The sequence below is a fragment of the Rhodococcus sp. 14C212 genome, assembly GCF_011058195.1.
GTDB lineage: Bacteria > Actinomycetota > Actinomycetes > Mycobacteriales > Mycobacteriaceae > Rhodococcus > Rhodococcus aetherivorans.
Genome location: NZ_JAALEH010000026.1, coordinates 58,714 through 70,260 on the forward strand (window position 1 = coordinate 58,714; position 11,547 = coordinate 70,260).

Annotated in this window: 9 protein-coding genes and 2 pseudogenes; 4 read left to right on the forward strand and 7 right to left on the reverse strand. The window is 67.5% G+C overall.

Annotation, left to right across the window (positions count from 1 at the left end):
* Positions 1-5: 5 nt before the first annotated feature.
* From G6038_RS14065 to G6038_RS14080, 4 genes are all read right to left on the reverse strand, one after another.
* Positions 6-1,637, reverse strand: coding sequence for a long-chain-fatty-acid--CoA ligase (locus G6038_RS14065; RefSeq protein ID WP_165038474.1), 1,632 nt, complete (start codon positions 1,635-1,637; stop codon positions 6-8).
* Positions 1,634-2,674 carry an LLM class flavin-dependent oxidoreductase gene (locus G6038_RS14070; RefSeq protein ID WP_165038475.1) on the reverse strand — a complete coding sequence of 347 codons (1,041 nt, stop codon included), beginning with the start codon at positions 2,672-2,674 and terminating at the stop codon, positions 1,634-1,636. The genes G6038_RS14065 and G6038_RS14070 overlap by 4 nt, the downstream gene beginning before the upstream one ends.
* A gap of 147 nt (positions 2,675-2,821) precedes the next feature.
* Positions 2,822-3,574: an SDR family NAD(P)-dependent oxidoreductase gene (locus G6038_RS14075; RefSeq protein ID WP_165038476.1), complete on the reverse strand. Its 753-nt coding sequence runs from the start codon at positions 3,572-3,574 to the stop codon at positions 2,822-2,824.
* A 269-nt stretch (positions 3,575-3,843) separates the two neighbouring features.
* Entirely contained in the window at positions 3,844-4,785 is a 942-nt protein-coding gene (locus G6038_RS14080) for an ERCC4 domain-containing protein (protein WP_206024714.1), read from the reverse strand.
* A gap of 150 nt (positions 4,786-4,935) precedes the next feature.
* Between G6038_RS14080 and G6038_RS31330 the strand changes: the two are divergent.
* Both G6038_RS31330 and rph read left to right on the forward strand, forming a co-directional pair.
* Positions 4,936-5,079, forward strand: a pseudogene (locus tag G6038_RS31330) (SDR family oxidoreductase); the annotation flags it as partial.
* Between the two features lie 283 nt (positions 5,080-5,362).
* Positions 5,363-7,981, forward strand: a complete 2,619-nt coding sequence (gene rph, locus G6038_RS14090; protein ID WP_165038478.1) for a rifamycin-inactivating phosphotransferase — start codon at positions 5,363-5,365, stop codon at positions 7,979-7,981.
* A 7-nt stretch (positions 7,982-7,988) separates the two neighbouring features.
* Here the strand turns inward: rph and G6038_RS31335 are convergent.
* A pseudogene (locus G6038_RS31335) lies at positions 7,989-8,117 on the reverse strand (NADH:flavin oxidoreductase); the annotation flags it as partial.
* Between the two features lie 192 nt (positions 8,118-8,309).
* Between G6038_RS31335 and G6038_RS14095 the strand changes: the two are divergent.
* Both G6038_RS14095 and G6038_RS14100 read left to right on the forward strand, forming a co-directional pair.
* On the forward strand, positions 8,310-8,618 hold the full coding sequence (locus G6038_RS14095) for a hypothetical protein (protein ID WP_240918481.1): 309 nt from the start codon (positions 8,310-8,312) through the stop codon (positions 8,616-8,618).
* Positions 8,608-9,741 (forward strand): Rieske 2Fe-2S domain-containing protein, encoded by a 1,134-nt coding sequence (locus G6038_RS14100; protein WP_165038479.1) that lies wholly within the window; start codon positions 8,608-8,610, stop codon positions 9,739-9,741. Before G6038_RS14095 ends, G6038_RS14100 begins: the two co-directional genes overlap by 11 nt.
* 32 nt (positions 9,742-9,773) lie before the next feature.
* Here G6038_RS14100 and G6038_RS14105 read toward each other — a convergent pair whose 3' ends face one another.
* The gene (locus G6038_RS14105; protein WP_165038480.1) at positions 9,774-10,361 is read right to left on the reverse strand and encodes a TetR/AcrR family transcriptional regulator; all 588 of its coding nucleotides are present in this window, start codon (positions 10,359-10,361) and stop codon (positions 9,774-9,776) included.
* A 74-nt stretch (positions 10,362-10,435) separates the two neighbouring features.
* Entirely contained in the window at positions 10,436-11,206 is a 771-nt protein-coding gene (locus G6038_RS14110; RefSeq protein ID WP_165038481.1) for an IclR family transcriptional regulator, read from the reverse strand.
* Positions 11,207-11,547 lie beyond the last annotated feature (341 nt).

Genomic DNA, 11,547 nt, shown 5'->3' on the forward strand with positions numbered 1-11,547 from the left:
CCGGTTCAGCCGTGGAACCTCGCTCCGCCGCCGTTGTGGGAGTCCACAAACGTCTGGGCGTCGACAGTGCTGCGCAGCCGCTTCTTGTCGACTTTGCCGACACTGGTGCGCGGCAACGACTCGACGACCACGACCTGCTCGGGCAGCCACCAGCGGGGTGCGAGGTCGGCGAGCGCGGTGCGCACCGCCTCCGGGTCGAGAACGTGCCCCTCCTCGGCGACGACGAACGCCAGGGGCCGCTCCTGCCACTTCTCGTGCGGCACCGCCACGACCGCGGCGTCGGCGACGTGCGGGACCTGCGTCAACGCCTGCTCGAGCGCGAGCGAGCTGATCCACTCGCCGCCACTCTTGATCAGATCCTTCGCCCGGTCGACGATGGTGAGATAACCCTCCTCGTCGATGGTGGCGATGTCGCCGGTGCGCAACCAGCCGTCGACGAACGCCTCCGGGTGCTCGTCGCGGAAATACCGTTCGGCCACCCACGGACCCCGCATGAGCAGCTCACCCCGATCGACACCGTTGTGGGGAACTACAGCGCCGTCGTCGTCGACGAGCTTCCACCGCAACCCGGGCAGCAACCGCCCCTGCCGGCGGATGTACTCGTAGCGCTTGGCCGGATCGTCGTCGGCGGCGCGGGGCGGGCGGGCGAACGTGCCCATCGGCGACATCTCCGTCATGCCCCACCCCTGGAAGGCCGGCACCCCGAGGTCCTCTTCGATGCTGCGGATCAGTTCCCGGGTCGGGGTCGAGCCCCCGAGCACCAGTGCGCGCAGATTCGTCAGGTCCGTTCCCGTCGCTAGGGCGTGGCGCACCAGCTCGACGGCGACCGTCGGCACCATCCCGACGTAGGTGACGCGTTCGGCCTCGAGGATCCGGGCGATGTCCGGCACCGCGGGGTGCGCTCCCGGTAACACCTGGTTCGCGCCGGTCATCAACGCCGCGAACGGAATTCCCCACGCATTGGCGTGGAACATCGGCACGACGTGGCAGACGGTGTCGCGCTCGCAGATCGCGTGTCCGTCGGCCAGGCACGCGGTGAACGTGTGCAGGTACAGGGCGCGGTGCGAATATCCCACGCCCTTGGGGAAACCGGTGGTGCCGGACGTGTAGCACAGTGCGGCGAGGTCGTTCTCGTCGCGGGGAACCGGCTCGGTCAAGGGTGCGGCGGCGTCGGTGAGTGCGTCCTGGGTGGGCAGGTCGATCCCGTCGCCGTCGGTGGTGACTACGAGCATGTCGGGCCGTCGGGCGCGGGCGGTGTCGAGCAGCGGCAGCAGCGCGGTGTCGACGAAGATCATCCGGTCGTCGGCATGGTCGACGATGTAGGCGATCTCGTCGGCCTCGAGTCGCAGGTTGACGGTGTGCAACACCGCACCCGCCAGGGGCACCGCCAGGTACAACTCGAGGTGACGGCGATGGTTCCAGGCCAGCGTCGCCACCCGGTCGCCGGGCCGCACCCCGAGTTCGATCAGGGCCGCCGCCAACCGGAACACCCGGTCGGTGTACTCGCGGTACGTGTACTGCGACACCGACCCACCGTCCAGGTACTGCGTGATCGTCTTGGCGGAGAACAATTCCCGCGCCCGATACACGAAGTCGGTGATCACGAGCGGGCTGCCCGGAGACGGCACCGGGGTCATGCAGGCACCTCCTGCCGGGCGGCGGCCACCGCCGAACGGACCTCGGGCATCACCTTCGAGGTGAGCAGTTCGATCCGGGCCGAGCCGCTGTCGACGGATTCGCCGGGCAGCTGCGCCCAGAAGTGCACGTCCTTGACCTGCGGCCGGGCCACGAGCAGGGCGGTGAGTTCCCGCACCGCGGTCGCCGCGTCCCACAGCTGGAACGCCCCCGCGTCGACGAGTGCCTGCGGCGAGTCGAACAACGGGGTGGACTCCGGCGGCCCGAACGCCCCCATCCGGATGTAGCCGTTGATCTGGTACAGCGCGTGCTCCCCGATCCGGGCCCATTCACGTTCCGGATCGTCGGCGATCACCGACCACTGCCCGGCGTAGATGCGGCCGGCGTCGCGGGGGCGCCCGTGCCGCTCGAGTGCGTCGAGGTACGTCTCGTGGTGCGCGTTCTGGGTGCTGAGGAACCCGTCGGCGATGCGTGCGGCCCGGTCGATGGCCGGGTCGGCCATCGCGCCGACGAGCACCTGCGGGGTGCGTTCCGGCTGCGGCGTCACCGGCAGTGCCGGGAAGTCGAAGCGGCTGCCCCGGAACTCGACGCAGTCGCCGTCCCATGCCTGCCGGATCAGGGCGATGCCTTCCTCGAGCAGGCTCGGCCGGTGCCGCAGCGAGCGACCGAACGCTTCGAACTCCGGCTGCCAGTACCCCTGCCCGACTCCGAGATCGAAGCGGCCCGCCGTCAGGAGCGACACGGTGGCCGCGTCCTCGGCGAGCCGGATCGGGTTGTGCAGCGGGGCGACGATCAGGTTGGTGCCGATCCGCAGGTGCTCGGTGTGCGATCCGATCGCGGCGGCGAGCACGAACGGCGACGGGGTGTAGCCGTCCTCCATGAAGTGATGCTCGGTCAACCACACCGAGCCGATCCCACAGCGTTCGGCCCAGGCGATCTGTTCGAGGCTCTGCCGGTAGAAGTCGGTGAAGCTGCGCGGCCATCGCGTGGGGTTGCGGAAGTCGTACCACAGGCCGAAAGTGCAGTGCTCGTCGTTCACGGTGCGCGTCCTTCGAGTCGGATCGGGCTATGTCGCAGATCACACCCTGGTGGGATGAGGCCCGACGGTGAAGAGGGGAATGGGAGGGCGATTGTGGGCGAATCCAACCGTGCTGCCGGATCCACCCACGCTCGCGCGGCGGTCCGGTCAGAAGTTGCCCTTGGCGGCCCACCCGCCGTCGACCGGGTAGATCTCGCCGGTCAGGAAGCTGCCCTCCCGCATCAGGTAGGCGACCATCGACGCGATCTCCTCCGGCCGGCCCAGACGCCGGACGATGTGGGCGTTGGCGTTCGCGGCACGCATCTCGTCGGTGATGTCCGCCAGGATCGGGGTGTCGATCGTGCCGGGGCAGATCGCGTTGATGAGGATGTTCTTGTCGCCGTACTCGAACGCTGCCTGCTTGGTGAGGGAGACGACGCCGCCCTTCGCCGCCGAATACGAGGCGAGGTTCGGCAGGCCGCGCAGCGCCGCCATCGACGCGATGTTGACGATCCGCCCGCCGCCACGCTCGATCATGTTCGGAATCACCGCCTGCATCCCGAGCCACACACCCTTCAGGTCGGTGCCGATGACGTGATCCCACGCCTCCTCGGTGAGCCCGACGACGCTGTCCTCGCTGATCATGTTGACGACACCGGCCACGTTGGCGAGGAGGTCGACGCGGCCGTGCCGCTCGATCACCTCGCGGACCGTGTCGGCCCAGCTGCTCCGGACGCGCACGTCGAGGGCGTGCGCTTCGGCCTTGCCGCCGGTCGTGAGCACGGCGTCCACGGTCGCCCCGGCGTCCTGGATGTCCGCCGCGATCACCGTCGCGCCTTCGGCGGCCAGTCGCTGGGCGGTGGCTGCGCCGATTCCCTGTGCGGCGCCGGTGACGATCGCGATCTTCCCGTTCAGTGTCATCGTCGACTTCCTTCCGTTCGATGGAGGCCCGATGTCCCCGCTGTGATGCAGGACACGTCGGTGTCGCCGACAGTAGGGATCGGATGTCCTCGGCGACACACCGTTGCGGGGAGGTGTTTGGAGGCATGCACAACGGACGGGGCCGGGGCTGCGAGCGCTCACGCCATCGGGACGGGAGTCGCCGTCGACCCCGAACCGCGCGGCGAATGAGCACTTCTCGTGACACTGCCCGGCGCGTCGTCACGAGATGTGCATCGTCGACGATCGCGTCAGTTCGGGTGAGCCGCGCGCCACGCCTGCCAGACCTCGGGGCGGAGCCGGCCGCGGTCCGGTACGGATAGGCCCTGCGTGCGGGCCCAGGCTCGGACCTCGGCCGTCGACGGTGTCGTGGCGGCGGGCGCGGCGATGCGGTCGATCGCGCTGCGCTCTGCCTCGGCCCAGACGTAGGCCGCGGCCAGATAGCGGTAGGTCCACTGCTCCGCCAGGGCTCGGGTGTCGCAGAACACGATCGGTACGTTCGGCCAGCGCACCTGCAACTCGGCCAGACCGTCGGCGACCGTCGCCGGCCGCACCCGGTCGAGCGCGAAGATCGCCGAGTACCGGTCCTCGACCACGACCGCGGCCCGCGGTAGGGCTGCCAGCTCGGCCAGCGCGTAGCGCAGCGTGCCGTTCGTCAGGCTCGAGACCAGGTCCGGCACCGACTTGCGTTCGACCGAGGCCACGAGCCGGTCCTCGAGGAGGACGCCGTAGTCCCCGCACGGCAGCGCGCGCTTGGTGAGGTCGACCTGCTGGTCGGCGAACCGGTAGGCGTAGCGCTCGTGCGAGTCGACGACGATCGGCAACTCGGCGATGCCGGCGGCCCGGGCAGTGGGTGTGCGCACGTTCGGGCGGGCCTGTTTGCGGGTGCGCGGGGACTGCCAGAACACGACGTCGCGTCCGCGGGCGGTGGTGTACACGATCTGCGACCGGTTCTCCCGGCCCCGGTCGAGCACCAGATCGATCGCCGCGCCCCGGCGTGCGCACGATCGCACGGCCACGCGCTCGACGACCTCGGGTTCGGTGGGCCATTCGTCGATCGGCACGGGGTGGCAGTACAGCGCCTTCGTGCGCGGCCAGGTGCCGGACGTGCGGAACACCAGCCCGCCGTCGAGGGGAACCCGCAGCAGGTAGCCCAGCTTGGACGCCGGGTCGGGGTTCACCGCGATCACCATTTCCACAGTTGTCAGGGTCTCATCGCAACGCACGGTCGCCCGCGGGAGCCGGGAAGTAGCTCGCCGGTTCGCCCGCAGATTCTGCTCGCACTCGGCATCATCGGTCCCCCATTGATTGATCGATTATTCAATGAGCGAGGAAGGACGGCGTATCTCGACACCGTGCCGCTCGGGCGGCTGGGCGACCCCGAAATCGACATCGGTCCAGCGGTGGTCTTCCTGTGCGGTGCGGCGGCACGGTACATCACCGGTCACTCGCTCCCCGTCGACGGCAGTCAAGCGCTGATGCGCTGAGACGTACCTTTTCGCGGAAGAGAGAAACGTGCAGATCCCGAAGTGCTCGCACCGGCCCGGCTCGGGCCCGTGGCCGTGCGCATTCGAATCATCAAGGCGGCGAAGGCCGAAGGTGGGGATCGACGGATGAACGCGCTCCGGTGCCGCGTATCGGCCCGCCATGACGGTGTGCTGTCCCTGTCCCCCTTCTACGTTATACACGATTCGAGGCTCTCATGAGGCCCGGAATTGTGGCCGATAATCGCCTGCGGAATGCCGAAACCTACAGGGGAGTGGCAGGGGAATGGGTTATGTACTGGACTTCCGGGAGATCGATCGGACGCAGGTTGCAGTCGCCGGCGGCAAGGGCGCGAACCTCGGAGAGCTGTCGCGAATCGATGGCATACGGGTGCCGGCTGGGTTCTGCGTGACGACTGACGCCTTTCGGCGGGTCGTGGCAGAAGTGCCGTCCCTCGACGATCGGCTCGATCGATTGTCACATCTCGAGGCGGCGGATCGAGATTCGATCCGCGTGCGCAGTGCGCAGATCCGCCGTGCGGTCGAAGAGTGCGTCATCCCTGACGACGTGGTGTCGGAGATCGTCCGATCTCTCGCCCGGCTCGGTGAACAAGCCGCCTATGCGGTCCGATCCAGCGCGACGACCGAGGATCTGCCGACCGCATCCTTCGCCGGTCAGCAGGACACGTACCTGAACGTCTCGGGCCCAGCGGCGATTCTCCGGCACGTGAGCCGGTGCTGGGGTTCGTTGTTCACCGAGCGAGCCGTCACCTACCGTCTGCACAATGGTTTCGACCAGCGGAAGGTTCACATGGCGGTCGTTGTCCAGCGGATGGTGTTCCCGTGGGCGGCCGGGATTCTGGTCACGGCCGATCCGATCACCTCCAATCGGAAGGTCTCGTCGGTGGAGGCAGGCTTCGGACTCGGCGAGTCCCTCGTTTCCGGCCTGGTGAACCCGGACGTCTACAAAGTGCGCGACGGCAAAGTCACCGACAGGACCGTCGCCACCAAACAACGCGCCGTCCGAGCAGCGCCGGCCGGTGGAACGCACATGCAGGGAATCGAGCAGGAGCAGCAGAACCAACCGGTGCTGACAGATGAGCAAGTTGTGCAACTCGAGCGGCTGGGCAGGAGAATCGAAGCGCACTTCGGCAGTCCTCAGGACATCGAATGGTGCCTGGTCGACGACGGTTTCCGAATCGTGCAAAGTCGCCCGATCACCACGCTGTTCCCGGTCCCCGTGGTCAACGACGGGGAGAACCGTGTGTACGTCTCTGTCGGTCACCAGCAGATGATGACCGACCCGATGAAGCCCCTGGGGATCTCCCTGTGGCAACTGACGAGTCCGGCACCCACGAGGGAGGCGGGAGGTCGGCTGTTCGTCGATGTCACCCGGGCTCTGGCTTCGCCGGTGAAGAGAACAGGACTGCTGGACGCTCTCGGTATGTCCGATCCGCTTCTCGGAGACGCGTTGAAGACCATCGTCGAACGTGCCGATTTCATCAGGTGGTGTCCGGACGAGGGGGCCGGCGGTGTACCGGCCGGCGATGCACCTGCCCTCATCGAAGCTGATGAGGGCATCGTCGCCGAGTTGATGGCGCAGAGCCGGGCCTCTGTCGCGGTGTTGAAGCGCGACATCCGGGCTGAGTCCGGAACGGCGCTGCTCGACTTCATCTCGGCCGACATCAAGGAACTGAGGCGGATCCTGTTCGACCCGCGGAGCCACCAGGTGATCACGGCGGCGATGGAAGCCGCCCGGTGGCTCAACGATCGGCTTCAGGCCTGGCTGGGCGAAAAGAACGCAGCCGACACGCTCACGCAATCGGTCCCGCACAACGTCACGTCGGAGATGGGCTTGGCGCTTGTGGACGTGGCCGACGCGATCCGGCCGCACCCGGACGTGGTGTCCTTTCTGCAGCACGTCGAGGACGCGGGTTGCGAGGAGGAGAGCTTCCTGGATGAGCTGGCGAAACGCACCGGCGGCCCGCAGGCATGCGCTGCGATCGAGGCCTACCTCGACAAGCACGGCATGCGCTGCGTCGGCGAGATCGACATCACGAGGCCGCGCTGGAGCGAACGCCCCACCACCTTGGTGCCGATGCTCATGAGCAACATCAGGAACTTCGGGCCGGGCGCCGGAAAGCGACGCTTCGAGCACGGGCGGCGAGGGGCTCGGAAGAAAGAACACCAGTTGCTGGAGCGTCTGCGCGCCTTGCCGGACGGAGAGCGAAAAGCTTGTGAGGCCAAGCGGATGATCGACCGTGTCCGCACCTTCTCCGGGTATCGGGAGTATCCGAAATACGGCATGGTCAGCCGCTACTTCGTATACAAGGAAGCCTTGTTGAGCGAGGCCGAGCGGCTCGTGCAGGCGCGCGTCCTTCGCCGGCAGGAAGACATCTTCTACTTGAGGTTCGACGAGCTGCGCGAGGTCGTGCTCACGCACCGATCGTGTGACCAGCTCATCCGTGAGAGGAAGACCGCATTCCGCTCGTATCAGGCGCTCACGCCGCCCCGGGTGCTCACATCGGACGGCGAGGTCGTCGCCGGAAGGTATCGGCGCGAAGACGTCCCGCCTGGAGCGCTGGCCGGTACGCCGGTGTCCGCCGGCAGGATCGAGGGGCGAGCCCGTGTCGTGTCGGATACGGCGCAGGCCGATCTCGAGGCGGGCGACATCCTGGTCACCGCCTACACCGATCCGAGCTGGACTCCCGTGTTCGTCGCGATCAAGGGCCTGGTGACGGAGGTGGGCGGACTGATGACCCATGGGGCGGTGATCGCGCGGGAGTACGGCTTGCCGGCCGTCGTGGGCGTGGAAGGTGCCACCCGGTTGATTCGCGACGGGCAGCAGATCCGCGTGAACGGAACCGACGGATACGTCGAGATCCTGCCCCAGCGGGACGTCTGAGGGGAAGGACCTGCCGAGCCTGTTCCAGGAGATACAGGTCCCGATACGGGTACACCTTCAGTGCGAGCTTGCCGAACAGTCGGACGCCGAGCTTGACCGGTTGTGGCATCACCTTCGCGAAATCGCAGACCGGTGAGCGGTGGTACGCGCTCCGCTCGTTCTGCTCGGCGGAGTCACCGACCTGGCCGGCATGCACACCGGCACGCGATGCGTCCTGACCCCGGCCCCGAATCCCGCCTCGGAAAAGGTGTCCCGTTGAGCTGACACCCCGCAGCCACCGGGCGGGGAACTTCCTACGCTCGAGGTACCCGAGGAAGGAAGTGATCGGATGCAGTCGCTCGAATGTCACGCGTGTGGCAACACCGTGCTCGTGGCGAAGTACAGCCCCGTGCACACGAGCATTCAATGGACGGGCTCGGCCCGCGACACCTGCCGCGAATTCGCCTCGGCGGCAATCGCGGACGAGACCACGACCTATCTGCCGCACTGCGGGGCGCTGCACGAGTCGGTCGATCGCGCCGTGCGCGACGGCCGGCTCGTGCCCTCGCATCGGGTCGAACCCGGCGGGTCGAACTGTAGTCGGTCCGGCGTCGCCGCACCGGAAAGCACATCACCTGGAGGACTTCATGACTGTTGAACTCGAGACCATCGAGGTCCGGAGCATCGAGACGGGCAGCAACCCGACGCGGTATGCCCGCGGCTGGCACTGCCTCGGGCTCGCCAAGACGTTCCACGACGGAAAGCCGCATCAGATCAAGGTGTTCGGGACCGATCTGGTGGTCTTCGAGGACTCGAAGGGCGCCCTGCACGTCCTGGACGCCTTCTGCCGGCACATGGGCGGCAATCTGGCCCGGGGCGAGATCAAGGGCGACACGATCGCGTGCCCGTTCCACGACTGGCGGTGGGGCGGCGACGGCCGGTGCGCGGAGGTGCCGTACGCCCGCCGAACCCCGAAGATCGCCAGGACGAAGTCCTGGATCAACATGGAACGCAACGGCTTGCTTTTCGTGTGGAACGACCCGCAGGGCAACCCGCCGCCGGCGGACGGGACCATCCCCGAGATTCCGGACTACGGGACGGACGTGTGGAGCGAGTGGACGTGGAACACCTTCCACGTGACGGGGTCGAACTGCCGTGAGATCGTCGACAACGTCGTCGACATGGCCCACTTCTTCTACGTGCACTTCCAGATGCCGCAGTACTTCAAGAACGTCTTCGAGGGCCACATCGCCGCCCAGCACATGCGCTCGACGGGCCGGGACGACATCAAGACGGGCGTGCAGCTGGATCTGCCGGATTCGCAGACCATCTCGGACGCGATGTACTACGGTCCGTCCTTCATGCTCGACACCGTCTACACGGTGTCCGGCGACGTGACGGTCGAAACCAAGCTCGTCAACTGCCACTATCCCGTCACCCAGGACTCGTTCGTGCTGCAGTTCGGCACCATCGTCAAGAAGGTGGACGGGGTCGGGGACGAGGAAGCCGCCGCGATGGCGACGATGTTCACCGAGGGGGTCGAGACGCAGTTCAAGCAGGACGTCGAGATCTGGAAGCACAAGACCCGGATCGAGAATCCGCTGCTGACCGAGGAGGACGGACCGGTCTACCAGTTGCGCCGCTGGTACAGCCAGTTCTTCGTCGACGTCGAGGATGTCACCCCGGATATGGTGCAGCGCTTCGAATTCGAGGTGGACACCACCCGTGCTCTGGAGAACTGGCAGAGGGAGGTCGACGAGACCATGGCGCGCCGGGACTGACCCGGCGACGGAGTGGACGCCCCCGTGGCCGGTCAGCCGGTCCGGGGGCGGAACCCGTCGACGAAGATGCGGGTGATCTCACGCGCGAGATCGGCGTTGGAACGTTGCGCGGTGGGGCGGTGCCAGCGCGGTGCCTGCCAGACGGCGTCACGGATCAACTGGTAGAACACCTCCTGGTCGATGTCGTCGCGGAAGGTTCCCTCGGCCACGCCCTCGGCGATCGCGGCCCGCCACGCCCTCTCGACCTCGTCGGCGGTCTCGGCCAGGTCGGCCTCGACGAGTCGGTCGCGCATGTACTCGCCTTCACGCTGCCAGATCGTCGTGGCGCCGCGGTAGTCCTCCGAAGTGGACAGGGCCAGCAACGCGAGCGCCTCCATCCGCTCGACCGGGGTCTGGGGCCGCGCGGTGATTTCGCGACACCGCCCGCTCAGATCGTCGATGTACTCGCGGATAAGTTCGGTGACGATCGCTTCCTTGGACGGGAAGTAGTGGTAGAGCGCTCCGGAGTAGACGCCGACCTCGTCGGCGATCTCCCGGATGGTGGTCGCCGCAATTCCTTTGGAAGCGAACAGTTGTGCGGATCTGTCCAGGATCTGGCGGCGGCGCTCGTGCGGATCCATGGCACTCCTCGGGACTCGGTCGTCAACAGCCGGTCCATTGTGACACACCTATTGATCAGATGATCAATACAGCCTCAGACGGCGTGCTGTGAGTCCGCCGACCGGAGCCGGGTGAGGCGACGCCACGTGGTGAGGGCGGCCATGCGCACCGGGCCCGCCAGGGCGGCGGGACGGATCGACGAGGTGGGGCCGCTGACGGAGATCGCGCCGACACACTTGCCGGCGTGACCGATCGGTGCCGCGACGCAGGAGACGCCCGTGGCAGCCTCGTCGCGGTCGTGCGCGACGTGCTGCTCCCGTGCGCGGGCGAGTTCGCTGCGCAGCCGGTTCGGGTCGGTGACGCTGTGACGGGTCCGGGCCTTCGGCGGTCGCTCGGCGAACAGCGCGTCGAGATCGGTTTTTCCTTGTGCCAGAAGCGCCTTGCCCAACGCGGTGCAGTGCGCCGGCTGGCGTCCGCCCACGCGCGACGGGATGCGCATCGAATAGGGGCCGCCCACCTTCTCCAGATACAGCACCTCGGCGCCGGTGAGGACCGCCAGGTGGACGACGAGACCGGTGTTGCCGTGCAGTTCGTGCATGACGGGCAGGGCGGCCCGGTGCAGGGTGTCGTTGTGCTGGACGAGGGAGCCGAGCTCGAGCATCTTCGTGCCCAGCGCATACGCCGGAGCGTCCCGTCGCACCCAGCCGATCTCGACGAGCTGGTTCAGCAGCCGGTGCGTGGACGAGCGGGGCATGCCCGTCAGACGGGTGAGCTCGGCCAGAGTGAGCCGTTCGCTGTCGCGGAATGCCTCCAGCAGCCGGGCGGCGCGATCGATCACCGCCACCGGCACATCGCTGTGCGTCATGCCATGCCTCCCACCGCCGAAGCGCGATTACCTATACTGATCAAGCGATCAATCAATGATTGTGGTGACTCTAACAGTCCGGCCGAGGGTCGGGAAGCGGAATCGAGGACCGAAATGCTGTCGACGGTCGGATCACCCGCCGCGGACGCGGCGGCACACGTCAGGTAGGGCATCACCCTGCCCAGCGCCGTTCGAGTGCCTCGCGAACCTGCCGGGCGAGGTGGTCGAGGTGGTGGCGGGTTGCGGTGTCGTGGTCGGTGACGTGGTCCTGCAGGCGACGGAGCTGGTCGGTGATCGCCGTGCGCTGCTCGCCGGTGGTGGCTTTCCATGCCAGCTCCCGC

Bases quoted from the DNA above. Each gene is read 5' to 3' on its own strand.
- G6038_RS14065 (WP_165038474.1), bottom strand. From the start codon at position 1,637: ATGACCCCGGTGCCGTCTCCGGGCAGCCCGCTCGTGATCACCGACTTC.
- G6038_RS14075 (WP_165038476.1), bottom strand. From the start codon at position 3,574: ATGACACTGAACGGGAAGATCGCGATCGTCACCGGCGCCGCACAGGGA.
- G6038_RS14080 (WP_206024714.1), bottom strand. From the start codon at position 4,785: ATGGTGATCGCGGTGAACCCCGACCCGGCGTCCAAGCTGGGCTACCTG.
- rph (WP_165038478.1), top strand. From the start codon at position 5,363: ATGGGTTATGTACTGGACTTCCGGGAGATCGATCGGACGCAGGTTGCA.
- G6038_RS14095 (WP_240918481.1), top strand. From the start codon at position 8,310: ATGCAGTCGCTCGAATGTCACGCGTGTGGCAACACCGTGCTCGTGGCG.
- G6038_RS14100 (WP_165038479.1), top strand. From the start codon at position 8,608: ATGACTGTTGAACTCGAGACCATCGAGGTCCGGAGCATCGAGACGGGC.
- G6038_RS14105 (WP_165038480.1), bottom strand. From the start codon at position 10,361: ATGGATCCGCACGAGCGCCGCCGCCAGATCCTGGACAGATCCGCACAA.
- G6038_RS14110 (WP_165038481.1), bottom strand. From the start codon at position 11,206: ATGACGCACAGCGATGTGCCGGTGGCGGTGATCGATCGCGCCGCCCGG.